The organism is Curtobacterium poinsettiae, from assembly GCF_047226435.1.
Taxonomy (GTDB): domain Bacteria; phylum Actinomycetota; class Actinomycetes; order Actinomycetales; family Microbacteriaceae; genus Curtobacterium; species Curtobacterium poinsettiae.
The window spans coordinates 2,477,613-2,493,953 of the sequence record NZ_CP178434.1 but is presented as its reverse complement, the minus strand read 5'-3'; the positions used below and the strand labels follow the sequence as shown (position 1 = coordinate 2,493,953).

Here is a 16,341-nt window from a genome sequence, read left to right as displayed (position 1 = left end):
CGTGACCTCGCGGTGTCGCCGTCTCCGGGAGTACCAGCCAGTGGCCTTGATCGTGCAGAAGTTCGGTGGTTCATCCGTCGCGGACGCCGAGAGCATCAAGCGCGTGGCGAAGCGGATCGTCGAGACGAAGAAGGCCGGCAACGACGTGGTCGTGGCGGTGTCGGCGATGGGCGACACCACCGACGAACTCGTCGACCTGGCGCACTCCGTCACGCCGATCCCCGCCGGCCGTGAACTCGACATGCTCCTGACCGCGGGGGAGCGCATCTCGATGGCGCTGCTCGCGATGGCGATCAAGAGCCTCGGGGTCGAAGCGTCGTCGTACACCGGCAGCCAGGCCGGCATGCTCACCGACGCCCAGCACGGCAAGGCCCGCATCGTCGACGTCACCCCGAAGCGCGTGCGTGAGGCGCTCGACTCCGGCCACGTCGCGATCGTCGCCGGGTTCCAGGGCTTCAACCGCACCACGGGCGAGATCACCACGCTCGGTCGCGGCGGCTCCGACACCACGGCCGTCGCCCTCGCCGCAGCGCTCGACGCCGACGTCTGCGAGATCTACACCGACGTCGACGGCATCTTCACCGCCGACCCCCGTGTCGTGCCGAAGGCCCGCAAGGTCGACCGCGTCACCAGCGAGGAGATGCTCGAGCTCGCAGCCTCGGGTGCCAAGGTCCTGTACATCCGCGCCGTCGAGTACGCCCGTCGGCACGGGGTCACGCTGCACGTCCGGTCCTCGTTCAACAACAACGAGGGCACCATCGTCTACAACCCTGCCGAGGGGGAAACCGTGGAAGAACCGATCATCACCGGGATCGCCGGAGACCTCTCCGAGGGGAAGATCACCGTCGTGGGGGTCCCGGACCAGCCGGGCAAGGCCGCTGAGATCTTCACCAACGTCGCGCGCGCCGGGGCGAACATCGACATGATCGTCCAGAACGTGTCGGCTGCGTCGACCGGGCGGACGGACATCTCGTTCACCCTGCCGAAGGACCAGGGCCAGACGGTGCTGACGGCACTCGAGGTCGCGAAGGCCGACATCGGCTACGAGAGCATCCAGTACGACGACCAGATCGGCAAGCTCGCCCTGGTCGGCGCTGGGATGCGCACGAACGCCGGTGTCTCGGCGCAGCTCTTCCGCGCCCTGCACGACGCGTCGATCAACATCGAGATGATCTCCACGTCCGAGATCCGCATCTCCGTCGTGACCCGCGCCGACACCCTGAACGAGGCGATGCGGGTCGTGCACAGCGCGTTCGGCCTCGACGCCGACGCCGAGGCCGTCGTCTACGCCGGCACCGGCCGCTGACACCCGCCGGCTCGTTGATCCGCTGAACCACCAGGAGCACCGCATGACCACCCTCACCGTCGCCGTCGTCGGCGCCACCGGCCAGGTCGGCGCCGTGATGCGCCGCCTGCTCGAGGAGCGCGCGTTCCCGGCCGACCGGGTCCGCTTCTTCGCGAGCGCTCGTTCCGCCGGCACGACGCTGCCGTTCCGCGGCGAGCAGATCGTGGTCGAGGACTCCGAGCTCGCCGACCCGTCCGGCATCGACATCGCGCTGTTCTCTGCCGGGGCCACCGCCTCGCGGGCCCTCGCGCCGAAGTTCGCCGCCGCCGGGGCGCTCGTCGTCGACAACTCGAGCGCCTGGCGCATGGACCCCGACGTCCCGCTCGTCGTGAGCGAGGTGAACCCGCACGCCATCGACCAGGCGCCCAAGGGCATCATCGCGAACCCGAACTGCACGACCATGGCGATCATGCCGGTGCTCAAGGTGCTCGACACCGAGTCCGGGCTCCGTCGCCTCGTCGCCACGACCTACCAGGCGGTCTCCGGCTCCGGGCTCGCCGGCGTCGAGGAACTCCTGGGCCAGGCGAAGGCCGCCCTCGAGCAGGACACCGCTGCGCTGACGCACGACGGATCCGCCGTGACGTTCCCCAAGCCGGTCAAGTACGTCCGCCCGATCGCGTTCGACGTCGTGCCGCTCGCCGGCAGCATCGTCGAGGACGGCCTGGGCGAGACCGACGAGGAGAAGAAGCTCCGCAACGAGAGCCGGAAGATCCTCGAGCTCCCCGACCTGCTCGTCGCGGGCACGTGCGTGCGCGTCCCCGTGTTCACCGGTCACTCCATCTCGGTGCACGCCGAGTTCGAGCGTCCGCTGTCGCCCGAGCGCGCGACGGAGATCCTGTCGAGCGCGCCCGGCGTCGAGCTGTCCGACGTCCCGACCCCGCTGCAGGCCGCGGGCAAGGACCCGGCGTTCGTCGGCCGCATCCGCGCCGACCAGTCCGCGCCCGAGGGCCGCGGCCTGGTGCTGTTCGTCAGCAACGACAACCTGCGCAAGGGCGCCGCGCTCAACGCGGTGCAGATCGCCGAGACCATCGTCGCGCGTCGCTCCGTCGACGCGTAGCGCGCGCCGAGCGCGACCAGCAGACGGACGGGAGGCCCGTGGCGACACCGCCACGGGCCTCCCGTCCGTCTGTCGGGGGACGCCGGTAGGATCGACGGGTGGCAGAGAAGCAGGTGGACCCCATCGACGTCGTCCTGATCGGCGGAGGCATCATGAGTGCCACGCTCGGGGCCATCATCCACAAGCTCGAACCGAGCTGGAAGATCCGCGTGTACGAGCGGCTCGGCACGGTCGCGCAGGAGTCCTCGAACCCGTGGAACAACGCGGGGACCGGGCACTCGGCGCTGTGCGAGCTGAACTACACGCCCGAACTGCCGGACGGCCGCGTCGACATCGCGAAGGCGGTCACGGTCAACGAACAGTTCCAGGTCTCGCGACAGTTCTGGGCGCACCTGGTCGAGACCGGCGTGCTGCCGGAACCGACGAACTTCATCAACCCGACGCCGCACATCTCCTTCGTCTGGGGCGAGGCCAACGTCGCCTACATGCGTGCGCGGTACGAAGCGATGCGCGACCACCCGCTCTTCGCCGGCATCGAGTTCTCCGACGACCCCGCACAGATCCGGCAGTGGGCACCGGCGCTCATCCCCGGTCGCAAGAAGGACCAGCCGATCGCTGCGACGTACTCGGCGGCCGGCTCGGACGTCGACTTCGGGTCGCTCACCCACCAGCTCTTCGACCAGCTCGAGCTCGACGGCGTCGAGATGGAGCCCTCGCACCAGGTCACCAACCTGACCCGCTCGAAGGTGTCCGAGGGCTGGGTGCTCAACGTCCGCAACGAGATCGGTCGGTCGACGCAGCGGATCGCCGCGAAGTTCGTCTTCGTCGGAGCCGGTGGTGGCGCCCTGCACCTGCTGCAGAAGTCCGGCATCCCCGAGATCCGCGGCTACGGCGGTTTCCCGGTCTCGGGGGAGTTCCTGCGGACCGACGACCCCGAGGTGGTGCAGAAGCACTCGGCCAAGGTCTACGGCAAGGCGAGCGTCGGTGCTCCGCCGATGTCGGTGCCGCACCTCGACACCCGCATCGTCGACGGTGGTTCGTCGCTGATGTTCGGCCCGTACGCCGGGTTCAGCCCGAAGTTCCTGAAGCAGGGATCGGTGCTCGACCTGTTCCGCTCGATCCGACCGCACAACCTCCGCCCGATGCTGAGCGTGGCGTTCTCGAACTTCGACCTGGTCCGCTACCTGGTCGGTCAGCTCCTCGCCTCGAAGCGCACCAAGTTCGAGGCGCTCCGTGACTTCATGCCGAGCGCCGAGCCCGAGAACTGGCACCGCATCACGGCTGGACAGCGCGTCCAGGTGATCAAGCCCGACAAGGACAAGGGCGGCGTGCTGCAGTTCGGCACCGAGGTCATCACCGCCGCCGACGGCTCCATCGCGGGGCTGCTCGGGGCGTCACCGGGTGCGTCGACGGCCGTGCCGATCATGCTCACGATGCTGCACCGGTGCTTCCCCGACCGGTGGGACGGCTGGCAGGACGACGTCCGCGCCATGGTGCCGACGTACGGGCAGGACCTCGGTGACGACCCGGAGCTGGCCGACGCCACGCTCGAGCGCACGGCGAAGGTGCTCGGCCTGCACCACTGAGGCCTGCAGCGATCCGCTCCGGCTTGCAGTCCGTTCGAACGTGTGTTCGAATGACGACATGCGGTGGAGTGGACAGGCGATCGACGCGGAGCAGAGCGACGCGCTGCCCGGGATGGAATCGAACAGCGGGTTCGTCCGGAGCGTGACGACGCCCGAGTTCGCCGGGGTGACCTTCCACGAGGTCCTGGCGAAGAGCGCCCTGAACCGGGTGCCGAGCGCAGACGGGTCCGGCACGTACGGCTGGACGATCAACCCCTACCGCGGGTGCAGCCACGCCTGCGTGTACTGCTTCGCCCGCCCGACGCACACGTACCTGGAGTTCGACGGCGGCGCCGACTTCGACCAGCAGATCGTGGTGAAGACGAACGTCGCCGACGTGCTGCGTCGTGAGCTCGGCAAGCCCACGTGGGACCGCCACCCGGTGGCCCTCGGCACGAACACCGACCCGTACCAGCGGGCCGAGGGACGCTACCGGCTGATGCCCGGGGTGATCGAGGCGCTGGCGGAGTCGCGCACTCCGTTCAGCATCCTGACGAAGGGCACGCTGCTGCGGCGCGACCTGCCGCTCCTGGCCGAGGCGGCGAAGGTCGTGCCGGTGGACCTCGCGATGTCGATCGCCGTGTACGACGACTCGTTGCAGCAGTCGGTCGAGGCGGGCACCCCGACGACGTCGGCGCGGCTCGCGACCGTGCGTGCCATCCGTGACGCGGGGCTCGACTGCTCCGTGTTCCTGATGCCCGTGCTGCCGTACATCACCGACACCCGGGCGCACCTCGACGACGCCGTCGGTCGGTCGGTCGCGGCCGGAGCGACGAGCATCACGTACTCGGCGCTGCACCTGCGGCCGGGTGTGAAGCCGTGGTGGTTCGAGTGGCTCGGCCGTGAACGGCCCGACCTGGTGCAGCGGTACCGCGCGATGTACCTCGACAACACCTACGCACCCAAGGACTACCGGCGGTGGTTGTCGGAGCGCATCCGGCCGATCCTGGCGGCGCACGGGGTGGGGCTCGGGCGGGTGGACCCGGCCACGGGGTCGATGGGGTTCTCGGGGCCGCGTGCGCTGCCGCCGGGTGTGCCGGACGGCCCGCCGCAGGAGCAGTCGGTGCCGACGGTCTCGCCGCTGAAGCGTGCCGACCCCGGGTTCGACCGACGGTTGCTCCGGCCCCAGGTGTCGCAGACGCTCTTCTGATCGGTGATCCGCCGGGCGCTGGCCGGTCCACGTTCGGGGGACAGCAAGACCCGAGGTCGGGTGGCTATCATCGAGCGGGTCGCCGTACGGCCCGGGTTTCGGGGTACACGGCCGCTGCTCCGGTGGTTGGATCGTGGACGGCGCCCTCGCCACCCGGAAGGACTCACCTCGTGCTCGGCATCCCCACGCACCTCGCGCCGCGAGTGAACGCGTGGTCGACCGTGCGCGCCTTCCACGCCGGCGCCGTCGGGTCCCTGGTGGCCGCGGTGATCACGCTCGTGCTCTACGGCGTGTCCGAGCCCGGGGTGCAGGTGGTCGGCACCGCGCTGGCGGTCGTCCCCATGCTCGCCATGATCGGCGTGCACGTGCAGTTCGGCACCCGGCTCTCGGCGATCGCGTTCCTGGCGGTCGGCGGCGTCTGCGCCTGGTGGTTCGCCGTCGGGGTCCAGCAGCAGGTCCCGACCGGCTGGGTGACCTCGTACCTGATGTCCCTCGCGGTGATCCCGCTCATCCTGGTCGGGGGAGCCGGTGCCGTGCCGCGCCGCGTCGTGCTGTGGTCGTTCGTGGGCTTCCTGACCGGGCGACTCGCCACCTGGATCGCCATCGCGCAGGACGGTGCGCCGCCCCGGCCGCTCATCCTGGCCTGGATCACCCTGGGCTTCGTGGTCTCGCTCGTGCTCTTCACGACCCGCAGCACGGGGCGGAGCGAACGGGTGCAGCCCGAGCTCCTGCGCTCGGCCCGCGAAGAGCACGTCTCCGCCTACCGTGCCGGGGTCGAGGCCGAGGCGTCCGCGATCCTGCACGACACGGTGCTCAACCACCTCGGCGCCATCGCGCTGGCACCGGACGGTCCGATGGACCCGCACCTCGCCGAGACCGTCGACGCCGACGTCGCGGTGCTCACCGGCAAGGGCTGGCTCGCCCCGGCCGCCCGTCCGCGCCCGGGTGCGGCGGCCGAGACGTTCGGCAGCATGGTCGACGAGCACCGTGCGCTCGGACTCGACGTCACCGTGTCCGGTGACACCTCGGCGCTCGACCGCCTCGACCAGCGCGCACTCTCGGCGATCGTCCGGGCCGTCGCGCAGTGCCTGGCGAACGTGCGGAAGCACGCCGGCACCGACGCAGCCGAGGTCAGCGTCTTCGATGACAGTGCGTCCTGCACCGTCATGGTCGTGGACGACGGACGAGGGTTCGACGAAGACGCCACCGGCGCCGACCGGATGGGGCTCCGCGGGTCGGTCCGCGACCGCATCGGACGGGTCGGGGGTGACGTCCAGATCTGGTCGTCGCCGGGTTCCGGGACGAGCGTGATGATGACGGTGCCGTACGTGCCGGTCACCGGTGCCGTCACCGTGCCGGCCGCCGCCGACGACCGAGGGGCTGTGCGGTGACCGCGGTCCGTCCGGGCCGGGCGACCAGCCCTGGTCCCCGCCGCACCGCGCAGCAGTACGACCCGCTCGGCGCGATGGGGTCCCGCCCGCTCGTCGTCGTGCTCGGGGCGGGCAGCGTCGTCTGGGCCCTGCTCGTGTCGATCTTCGACCGCGACGTCGTGGGCAGCCCCACGCTGAGCGCCCTCACGGTGCTGCTCGTCGCGGCCTCGGCGGTGGTGGTGTTCACCGCCTCGAGTCCGTTCCGCGCGCCGTTCCCCCGCTGGGCCTTCATCGCACACGTCGGGTTGCTCGGCCTGGCCTCGGTCGCGAGCATCGCCGCGCAGTGGGGGCCGGACCGCAGCGCCTTGAACGACTTCATGTCCCTGCTCACCGCGACGGGCATCGTGATGGTCGCCCCGTACCGACCGTGGACGGACCTGACGATCGGCGGGCTCGTCCTGGCCGCGGTCAACGCCGTCGCCTGGGGGGCGGGCGCAGCGGAGTTCCCGCACGAGGTGCCGGTCGCCGTCGCGGCGTTCCTGGCCGCGGCCCCGACACTCGTGCTGACCGCTGCTGCGGCGGTGTTCGCACGGACCTTCGCGGGGCTCGCCGAGCGGGTGCAGATCCGTGCCGGGTCGTACTCCGTCGCTCGCGCCGAGCGGGACGGCATCGCGGCGAGCGTGCAGCAGGACCATTCGACCATCCTGTCCCGTGACGTCGCCCCGTTCTTCGCCGAGCTCCGCACGCGCGACGTCATCACCGACGCCGACCGTGCCCGTGCGCGTGCGATCGCCGACGGCATCCGGGCGTCGATGGTCGCCGACGCGGACCGCACCTGGTTCGAGCTCGCCGTCCGGGTGGACGGCGGTGCAGCACCGCTGGTCGACGACCCCGACGGCCTCATCGCGACGCTCGACACCGACCAGCGGACGGTGGTCCGCACCTTCGTCCGAGCGGCCCTGCGCGCCTCGACGGTCGACCCCGCCGGGTTCCGGACGACGGTGCGACGAGCCGACGCTGCGTCAGGCTCCGCGTCAGGCCCCTCGTCAGGCCCCGCGTCGGGCCCCGCGTCGCCGGCTGGCGCGCCGACGCCGGCCACGCCACCAGCCCGCGTAGAGGTCGACATGGAGCTCGCCGTCGCGGACTCCGACATCGGCATCCACCGCACCTTCGACCCGTACTTCGCCGTCCTCCGCGTGACGTTCCCCGACCTCGACGTCGCAGTCCGTCCTTCCGCCCTCGCACTAAGGTTCTCCTATGACCAGCACTGACCCGAACAGGCTCTCGGAGGGGTCGCCGTCCCTCCCGAACCCGGGAGCACGACGTGTTCGGTTGGCCATCCTCGACGACCACGAGGTGCTGCTGGACAGCCTGTCGAGCTGGATCGCGGTGAACGCGTTCGACTTCGACCTGGCCCTGACCGCGCACACCTGGCTCGAGATGGTCCACAGCGACAGCTTCCCGACCGACCTGGTGTTCCTCGACTTCCAGCTCAAGGAACCCGTCTCCATCGAAGCCCGCGTGCGCACCTGCCGTGCCGCCGGGGCGAAGGTGATCGTGCTCTCGAGCGTCGACAGCCGTGAGTCCCGCGACCGCGCCCTGGCCGCCGGCGCCGCGGCGTTCCTGTCGAAGTCGCTGCCGATGCGCGAGGTCATGGACGTCGCGCGCGAGATCATGGGCGTCGCCCGCGAGACCCCGCAGCCCCGCGAGTGGCGTCCGCTGCCGACGGGGGCCACCGCGCACCAGCGGCCGAAGCTCAGCGCCGGTGAGGAAGAGGCGCTGCGGCTCTACGTGTCCGGCTACTCGACGAACGAGGTCGCCGCGCAGATGAACGTGCAGTACGAGACCGCGAAGACCTACCTGCGTCGCGTGCGCGAGAAGTACAGCAAGGTGGGCCGCCCCGCCTCGAAGAAGTCCGACCTCATCCGTCGGGCCGCCGAGGACGGGTTCCTCGCGTAGTGGCGAAGCTCTACTTCCGCTACGGCGCGATGAACAGCGGCAAGAGCACGGGCTTGCTGCAGGCCGCCTACAACTACGAGGAGCGCGGGCACCGGGTGCTGCTCGCCAAGCCCGCGGTGGACACCAAGGGCGACCGTGAGATCGTCTCCCGCCTCGGCGTCACCCGGACCGTCGACATCGTGTTCTCGCCGGATGCCGACGTCCGCGACGCCGTCACCGCCGCCGGAGCCGTCGACCCCGAGTCGGACCGCCTGGACGGCATGGTGCGTCCGGTCAGCTGCGTGCTCGTCGACGAGGCGCAGTTCCTCACCCCGCGCCAGGTCGACGACCTGCTGCGCATCGCGGTCCTCGACCAGGTCCCCGTGATCACCTACGGCATCCGCACGGACTTCCGCACCGAGGCGTTCCCCGGCAGCGCCCGCCTGCTCGAGGTCGCGCACTCCCTCGAGGAACTCAAGACCATCTGCCGCTGTGGCCGCAAGGCGGTCTTCAACGCCCGCACGGTCGACGGCCGCTTCGTCTTCGACGGCTCCCAGGTCGCGATCGACGGTGTCGACGTCGCCTACGAGTCGCTCTGCGCCAACTGCTACCTGACGGAGTCCGGCGGCCGCCTCGACGGCGCCTGACCGCTCGTGCCGGCTGGCGACGACACGACGTCGGATTCGTCGAGTGGTCGCGTCCCGTCGATGATGCGCCCTGATCGTGTCCACTTGCCGGTCACGACACCCCGCTTGGGTTCGCCGCGCGGTCACGCCGCGTCGGCGGTGCGCCCGTCGAGCGACCGTCCGTGACCGGTCCGAAAGGCGCGCGCGGCACGTCGTGACCGCTCGGCGTCCGAGACGGAACCGAAGGCCGGCCGGGAGGCGCGGCGCGGCCCCGCCACGGGCCTCCCGGCCGTCGCATCGCGCGTCCAGGGCACGCCGCGTGCGTCAGCCGAGTGGTCGCGGACTGTCGGTGCCGCAACCTCCAAGCGTCACCTGGTGACCGGTCGGCGGCGGTGCGGCGGCATGTCCTGACCGGTCGAGGTCCCGGTGCCGCGTGGAATGCAGGTGCGCCGGAGCGCGTTGGTGACCACATGACCGACGACACCCTGCACCTGTCCGTCCTCGACCTGGCCACACGCGAGTACGGCCAGTCCAACACCGAGGCCCTGCAGGGGTCCGTCGACATGGCCGTGCACGCCGAGCAGCTCGGGTACGAGCGGTTCTGGGTCGCCGAGCACCACGGGATGCCGGGCATCACGTCCTCGGCCCCGGCGGTGCTGCTGAGCGCGGTGGGCGCGGCCACCTCGACGATCCGCATCGGATCCGGTGGCGTCATGCTGCCGAACCACGCACCCCTCGTCGTCGCCGAGCAGTTCGGCACCCTCCGTGCCCTGTACGGCGACCGTGTCGACCTCGGGCTCGGGCGCGCTCCCGGCACCGACGGCGCGACCGCCATGGCGCTGCGCCGAACCGACCGACTCGACGTCGACGACTTCCCGCAGCAGCTTGCCGACCTCATCGGTTTCTTCACCGGGATGGACGAGGCGAACCCGCTGTCCCGCATCCGCGCCGTGCCCGGGTACGGGGACGTGCCGGAGTTCTGGCTGCTCGGGTCCTCCGGCTACAGCGCCCAGGTCGCGGGTGCGCTCGGCATCTCGTTCGCCTTCGCCCACCACTTCGCGTCGGACAACACCGAGGCGGCGCTCGCCCTGTACCGCGACTCGTTCCGTCCGTCGCGCTTCCGGCAGACGCCGAACGCGCTGATCGGCGTGCAGGTCGTCACCGACGAGGACCCCGCCGTGATCGAGGAGCAGAGCGCGCCGGGCATGATCTCCTTCATCCGGATGCGCTCCGGCCGGAAGCCCGAGCCGGTGTCGATGGACGAGGCGCGTGCGTACGAATTCAACGACCTGGAGCGTCGCTTCATCGCGGCTCGCACCGAGCGTCAGGCCTACGGCAACGCCGAGCAGGTCGCGGAGAAGATCAACGCGCTCGTGGCGTCGACGGGGGCGAACGGCGTGATCGTGGCGCCCGGCGCTGCGCAGGCGCGGTACCGGCACCAGGCGCTCGACGTCGTGGCGGGGCTGCACGCCGCCGGCACGCTCGTGCCCGCGGGTGCGTCAGCTGGCGCCGGGGCGTCGTCCGTCGGCTAGTCCGGGTTCGTTCGTCGAGTGAGCAGAATATGTCGGGCCCCCGCTCGTGACTCGACTTCTTCTGCTCACTCGTTCGTGTGGTGCCTCAGGTGAGCAGGCCCAGGCGCGTGGCTGCAGCGACCGCCCCGACGCGGGACCCGACGTCGAGCTTGCGGAAGACGTTGTAGACGTGCCGCTTGACGGTGCCGATCGCGAGTTGCAGGTCGGCGGCGATCTCGGCGTTGGTGCGCGCGGCGGCGAGGAGTCGCAGGACCTCGAGCTCGCGGTCGCTCAACGGTGAGCCGGCACGGGCCTCGGTGACCAGGTCGACGGGGAACGTGACCGGTGCCGCATCGGCGTGGGCTGCCCGGGCGATCCGGTCGACGAGCTCGCGGCTCGGGGTGTCCTTCGTGACGAAGTCGACCGCACCGGCGTCGAGCAGGGTGCGGCGGAGGACGGCGTCACGGTGCATCGTGAGCACCACGACGCGGATGTCCGGGCGGGTGCGGCGGACCGTGGCGATCGTGGTGCGCGCCGGCGGGCCGTCGAGCTCGACGTCGAGGAGCAGGACGTCGATGGCGGCGGCCTCGGGGGAGTCGAGGACGTCGGACGGTCGTTCGCCGTGTGCGACGATGCGGATCGTGGGGACGGCGGCCAGGATCGTGGCGAGTCCTTCGCGGAACAGCCGGTGGTCGTCGACGATGGCGACGTGGGTGACGGTCACAGGGTGCCCCTCGGGATCGTCAGGCGGACGGTGGTGCCGGTGCCCGGGGAGCTCTCGACGGCGAGCCGAGCGCCGATCACCGCGGCGCGCTCGCGCATCGTCTGCTGCCCGAGGCGACCGCCGGCGCCGCCCTGCACGTCGAAGCCCGGGCCGTCGTCGGCGACCGTCACGACCACGGCGGCGGGGGACCACGCGAAGCGCACCGAGGTCGTCGAGCCCGGGGCGTGCTTGCTGCGGTTCGTGAGCGCCTCGAGCAGGATCGTCAGCGCTTCCTCGGCCTGCCAGTTCGGCAGCGCAGCGGGCGTCCCCGTCGACTCGATAGACAGCCGGTCGTCGTCGGGGAACAGGTCGTGCACGTGCCGGCGCAGCGCGTCGTCGAGCAGCGCGTCACCGACCCGGGCGTGCAGGCTCACCGCGAGGTCCTGCACGTCGCCGAGGGCGCTCCGGAGCAGCCGTGCGGCGTCCTCGAGCTGGTCGGCGCGCTCGTCGGACGGCGGGTCCGTCAGCAGGACGAGGTCGAGGCGCTGCAACCCGGCGAGGATGCCGTGGGCGACGCGGTCGTGCAGGTCCCGCGCGATCTGGGTGCGGGAGTCCAGGTGCGCCGTGGTGAGGCGTTGGCGCAGTGCCTCCGTGTACGCGACTGCCCCGGCCGGGAACCGGCTCCAGATGCCGGCGTGCAAGGCCCTCGTGGCCCGCAGGACCTCGGCGGTGGACGTCGCACCGACCTCGTCGACGAAGACCGGCAGGTAGGCGTCGAACAGCATCTCCGCCGCGAGCATGGCACCGGCCGGGTGCTGCGCCTGCTCGGCGTGCAGACTGCCGGTCGCCAGGTGGTCGGGATCCAGGTGGTCGGGATCCAGGTAGGCGTTGCTCACCACGCTGGCCTCGGCTCCAGCTGCGTAGCGCTCGTGCGCCTCGGCGATCATCGACGTCACGTTCTCGACCAGGTTCTGCGTCAGCACCGGGTCGTCGGCGATGTCGGGGAACTGCGCGGCGATCTGCGCGAGGAGGGCAGCGAGTCGATCGGGGATGTCCATGACGGTCGCGAGCGTATCGGCCGTGGTGCCGCGCGGATGTGTCGCACGCCGCACGATGGGCCACCGGACACATCGCGCGCTGCTCGCCCGGTGCGTTGACGGACTCGTCGCCGAACGAGCCCGTACCCGCCGCTCGAGGTCCGCTGCCGTCGCGCTCGCGGCGACCCGACGGCGGGACCTGGAGTGGTTCTTCGATGTCGAGGGTGTCCGGGGAAAGCAGAAGGCCCTGGTTCCGGAGAACCAGGGCCTTCTTCGTACTGTCTCAACACAGTGTCGGGGTGACAGGATTTGAACCTGCGACCTCCTCGTCCCGAACGAGGCGCGCTACCAAGCTGCGCCACACCCCGCGGTGTGATCACTCCGTACCGGAGCAACCAGACAATACTATCCGATGATCCAGGGTGCTCACGACCATCCGGCGAACTCCCGGGCGCGTCGGTTCAGGAAGCCCGCGCGGTGAGGGTGACCACGACGGCCTCGGGTCGGCAGGCGAACCGGACGGGCGCGTAGATCGAAGTTCCGAGACCGGCCGAGACCTCGAGCCACGACCAGTGGTTGCGGTGCTCCCACTTGTGCAGCCCGCTGGCGTACCGGCGGGGGAGGTCACAGTTCGTGACGAGCGCACCGACCCCGGGGACCGCGACCTGGCCGCCGTGGGTGTGCCCGGCGAAGATGATGTCGGCGCCCTGCGTCACGAAGGCGTCGAGCACACGGCGGTATGGGGCGTGCGTGACACCGATCGCGACGGGAGCGGGGCCGTCCTCGTCCTCGGACCACGGCACGTCGCTGCGCATCTCGTCGACGTTGGTGGGCAGCAGGTCGAGGCGGTCCCAGTCGCGGTGCGCGTCCGAGGTGCCGAACAGCTCGAACCGGGAGCCGCGGAGCTCGATCGCGTGCGCCTGGTCGTTCAGGTCGAGCCAGCCGAGCGACTCGAAGAACGCCGTCTGCCGGTCGATGTCGAGACCGACGGGCTCCGCCGCCTTGTGCATCCGGCTCGGGCCCGAGAAGTACTTGAGCGGGTTGCGCGGGGACGGCCCGAAGAAGTCGTTCGACCCGTAGGCGAAGACGCCGGGGACCCCGCGGAACGGCTCGAGCGCGTACTCCACGGCAGCGTTCGCGGTCGCGTGGCCGAGGTTGTCGCCGGTGTTCACGATGAAGTCCGGCTCGACCAGGCTCAGGTCGCGCAGCCACTGCTGCTTGTCGGCCTGCCACGGGGCCATGTGGATGTCGGACAGGTGCAGGACGGTCACGTCACGGGAACCCGGCGGGAGCACCGGGACGGTCTCCCACCGGATCCCGAAGCGGCGACGTTCGACGAGCGAGCCCCACGCTGCCGAAGCAGCCCCGACGGCCGCGCCTGCAGCGAGGACGCCGAGTGCGGCGCGGCTGCGGGTCACTTGCAGTCCTTGGGCGCCTTGCCGTCCTTGTCGCCGTAGAGCTTGATCCGCACCTGGTCGTCCTTGTTCGCCGTGGAGCTGATCGCCGGGTCGACCGCGGCGACCTTGCAGGTCTTGCCGCCGCCGCCCTTGGCGTAGTCATCGGTGATGCTGACGTTGGTGAAGCCGGCGTCGTTCAGGGCCGAGCGGGCATCCCCGAGGGAGTTGCCGCCGATCTCCGGAACGGTCGCCTGGGTGCCGTCCGACGTGTAGACCGTGACGCTCGAACCCGAGGACAGGAGCGCACCCGCCGCCGGGGAGGTGGAGGTCACGGAACCGGGGTTCCCCGGGCCGGGGCGTGCTCCGCCGTCGACGTAGGTGAACCCGGCGCCCGAGATCGCCGCGCGGGCCTCGTCCGCCGTCTTGCCCTGCAGGTTCGGCAGGGCCTTGGCGTTGCCGCGGATCGCGGTCTGCTGTGGGTCCGTGAACGGGCCAGCGGGGTAGATCGCGTTGATCGGGGTCATGGCCTCGCGCCACACCTTGGCGCGGTCTCCGGCGTACGTACCGCCGACACCGTTGCTGTAGTGACGGAGGTTGTTCTTCTTACCGTCGGTGTTGCCCTGCCAGTAGGCGGTGGCGACTCGCGAGCTCGCACCCACGAGCCAGATCTGGTCAGCCTCGTCGGTGGTACCCGTCTTGCCGAACAGCTGGGTTCCGTCCGGCGTCTGCGCGCCCACTGCCGTTCCGCTCCTGATCGTGCCCTTCATCGCGTAGATGGCCGCCTGGGCGAAGGCCGGATCGACGGCCTGCTGGCAGTCCTTGGTCTGACCGCCCAGCTTCTTGCCGGACGGGGAGGTGATCTCGTCGATGGCGATCGGCTTGCAGTAGATGCCGTTGTTCGCGACGGCGGCGTAGGCAGCTGCCATGGTCATCGGAGCGATCTCGTTCGTGCCAAGGATCGCGGAAGGGTTCTGGTACTGGAGCTCTCCGCCGTCCGCCCGGTGGACACCGAGCGACTGCGCGATGTCACGGATGTCGCAGAGGTCGAGCTTCTGGGCCATCGAGGCGAACGCACCGTTGATCGAGCCCGCGGTGGCTCCCATCACGCTCCAGTTGCCGCCCTCGCCCGGGGCGTCGTTCGACACCGGGAAGGGGGTTCCAACGGTTTCCCCACAAATGGTCCAAGGGGAAATGGTCCGTTCCGCGCCGCTCACGGTTTCGTTCAAGCCGTGTCCGGCCTTGACCCAGTCGAGCAGGGTGAACAGCTTGTACGTTGAGCCCGTCTGGAAGCCGCCCGAGCTGCCGTACTTGTAGTCGACGCTGTAGTTGATGCTGGTCGACGTGGGTGCGGACTTCAGCGACTCGTCGAAGTCCTTGTTCTGCGCCATCGTGATGATGCGCCCCGAACCGGCCTCGATCGAGTTGAGCGTCGACCCCAGGGCCAGGTTCGTCTCGGCCTTGTTGTCGTAGGTGTTCAGCAGGCGCTTCTGCTCGGCGTTCAGATCGATGTTCAGCGTCGTCTGGATCTTGTAGCCGCCGTTGCGCCACGCGGTGTCGCGGGCCTTCTGCGAGGAGCCGAGCTGCGACATCTCGAGCACGACCTTCTTGGCGTAGTCGCAGAAGAACTGCGAGCCGTCGCCGACCGAGGACCGGCACCCCTGCGAGGGCTGCGTCAGGTGCACGTAGTCCGCCGGCTTCGACAGGCGGGCCTTGCGGTACTCGGCCTCGGTGAGGTTCTTCTGGGCGTACATCGATCGGAGCACGACGTTGCGTCTGGCGACGTTGGCGTCGTACTTCTTCGGGTTCGACAGGTTGCGCGCCTCGGGGTACTGCACGATCGCGATGAGCGACGCGGCCTCGGCCGGGGTCAGGTCGGTGGCGCTCTTGTTGTAGTAGTGCTGCGCCGCGGCCTGGACGCCGTACGTCTGGTCGCCGAAGTAGGCGATGTTCAGGTAGGCGGTGAGGATCTCCTTCTTGGAGTACTTCTTCGCCAGCCCGATCGCGAGCTTCATCTCCTCCAGCTTGCGGGGGATGGTCTGCTCGACGGCCTCGTTGTAGGCCTTCTCCTGCTCCTTCTTGGTGGGGAGGTTCAGGGCTTCGTTCATCTTGATGTTGCGGACGAGCTGCATGGTCAGCGTCGACCCACCGCCTGAGTCGCCGAGGCCGCCCGCGATGCTGCCCACACCGGCGCGGATGAGCGACGTCATGTCGACGCCGCCGTGGTCGTAGAAGCGCTTGTCCTCGCCGTCGATCGCCGCGTTCTTCAGCTGGTCGCTGATCTGGTCGAACTTCAGCTCTTGGCGGTTCTGGTCGTACAGGGTGGCGAAGTGCACGGACTTGCCGCCCGAGTACGCGTACAGCTCGTTGCGCTGCGGCAGGTCACCGATCTCGATGTACTCCGGCAGGGACTCGAACACGCCGATCGTGGACGTCGTCGTGACACCGGCGACGGCGATGGCCGGCGTGACGCCGATCGTGACGAGCAGGCCGGCGAGGGCACTGAACCCGACGAATCCGATGAAGGCGCCGACTGCTGAGACGGGCTTGGTCCGCGATGCAGACGTCTTCTGGGCAGACATAGG

General features: G+C 70.2%; 13 protein-coding genes and 1 tRNA gene. 9 read left to right on the top strand and 5 right to left on the bottom strand.

Annotation, left to right across the window (positions count from 1 at the left end; all coding sequences use genetic code 11):
• Positions 1-40: 40 nt before the first annotated feature.
• The 9 genes from ACL00U_RS11660 (at position 41) to ACL00U_RS11620 (ending at position 10,643) form a co-directional block, all read left to right on the top strand.
• The gene (locus ACL00U_RS11660; protein WP_017888681.1) at positions 41-1,306 is read left to right on the top strand and encodes an aspartate kinase; all 1,266 of its coding nucleotides are present in this window, start codon (positions 41-43) and stop codon (positions 1,304-1,306) included.
• Positions 1,307-1,349: 43 nt separating this feature from the next.
• Positions 1,350-2,402 carry an aspartate-semialdehyde dehydrogenase gene (locus ACL00U_RS11655; RefSeq protein WP_412873425.1) on the top strand — a complete coding sequence of 351 codons (1,053 nt, stop codon included), beginning with the start codon at positions 1,350-1,352 and terminating at the stop codon, positions 2,400-2,402.
• Between the two features lie 98 nt (positions 2,403-2,500).
• The gene (locus ACL00U_RS11650; RefSeq protein WP_017888683.1) at positions 2,501-3,988 is read left to right on the top strand and encodes a malate:quinone oxidoreductase; all 1,488 of its coding nucleotides are present in this window, start codon (positions 2,501-2,503) and stop codon (positions 3,986-3,988) included.
• 58 nt (positions 3,989-4,046) lie between these two features.
• Entirely contained in the window at positions 4,047-5,177 is a 1,131-nt protein-coding gene (locus ACL00U_RS11645; RefSeq protein WP_262117773.1) for an Rv2578c family radical SAM protein, read from the top strand.
• 170 nt (positions 5,178-5,347) lie between these two features.
• A complete protein-coding gene (locus ACL00U_RS11640) occupies positions 5,348-6,568 on the top strand; it encodes a sensor histidine kinase (protein WP_412873424.1) in 1,221 nt (406 codons plus the stop codon).
• Entirely contained in the window at positions 6,565-7,818 is a 1,254-nt protein-coding gene (locus tag ACL00U_RS11635) for a hypothetical protein (RefSeq protein ID WP_412873423.1), read from the top strand. Before ACL00U_RS11640 ends, ACL00U_RS11635 begins: the two co-directional genes overlap by 4 nt.
• The gene (locus ACL00U_RS11630) at positions 7,805-8,506 is read left to right on the top strand and encodes a response regulator transcription factor (RefSeq protein WP_040420063.1); all 702 of its coding nucleotides are present in this window, start codon (positions 7,805-7,807) and stop codon (positions 8,504-8,506) included. The genes ACL00U_RS11635 and ACL00U_RS11630 overlap by 14 nt, the downstream gene beginning before the upstream one ends.
• The gene (locus ACL00U_RS11625) at positions 8,506-9,132 is read left to right on the top strand and encodes a thymidine kinase (protein WP_017888688.1); all 627 of its coding nucleotides are present in this window, start codon (positions 8,506-8,508) and stop codon (positions 9,130-9,132) included. Before ACL00U_RS11630 ends, ACL00U_RS11625 begins: the two co-directional genes overlap by 1 nt.
• Before the next feature lie 449 nt (positions 9,133-9,581).
• A complete protein-coding gene (locus ACL00U_RS11620) occupies positions 9,582-10,643 on the top strand; it encodes an LLM class flavin-dependent oxidoreductase (protein ID WP_412873422.1) in 1,062 nt (353 codons plus the stop codon).
• Between the two features lie 85 nt (positions 10,644-10,728).
• Here the strand turns inward: ACL00U_RS11620 and ACL00U_RS11615 are convergent, their stop codons facing one another.
• The 5 genes from ACL00U_RS11615 to ACL00U_RS11595 all read right to left on the bottom strand — a co-directional run bounded on the left by ACL00U_RS11615 (position 10,729) and on the right by ACL00U_RS11595 (position 16,338).
• A complete protein-coding gene (locus ACL00U_RS11615; RefSeq protein WP_412873421.1) occupies positions 10,729-11,346 on the bottom strand; it encodes a response regulator in 618 nt (205 codons plus the stop codon).
• Entirely contained in the window at positions 11,343-12,383 is a 1,041-nt protein-coding gene (locus ACL00U_RS11610; protein ID WP_263136504.1) for a sensor histidine kinase, read from the bottom strand. Before ACL00U_RS11610 ends, ACL00U_RS11615 begins: the two co-directional genes overlap by 4 nt.
• A 273-nt stretch (positions 12,384-12,656) precedes the next feature.
• A tRNA-Pro gene (locus ACL00U_RS11605) sits at positions 12,657-12,730 on the bottom strand.
• A gap of 93 nt (positions 12,731-12,823) precedes the next feature.
• Positions 12,824-13,780 carry a metallophosphoesterase gene (locus ACL00U_RS11600; protein ID WP_140448972.1) on the bottom strand — a complete coding sequence of 319 codons (957 nt, stop codon included), beginning with the start codon at positions 13,778-13,780 and terminating at the stop codon, positions 12,824-12,826.
• Entirely contained in the window at positions 13,777-16,338 is a 2,562-nt protein-coding gene (locus ACL00U_RS11595; protein WP_052481775.1) for a transglycosylase domain-containing protein, read from the bottom strand. Before ACL00U_RS11595 ends, ACL00U_RS11600 begins: the two co-directional genes overlap by 4 nt.
• Positions 16,339-16,341: the final 3 nt, after the last annotated feature.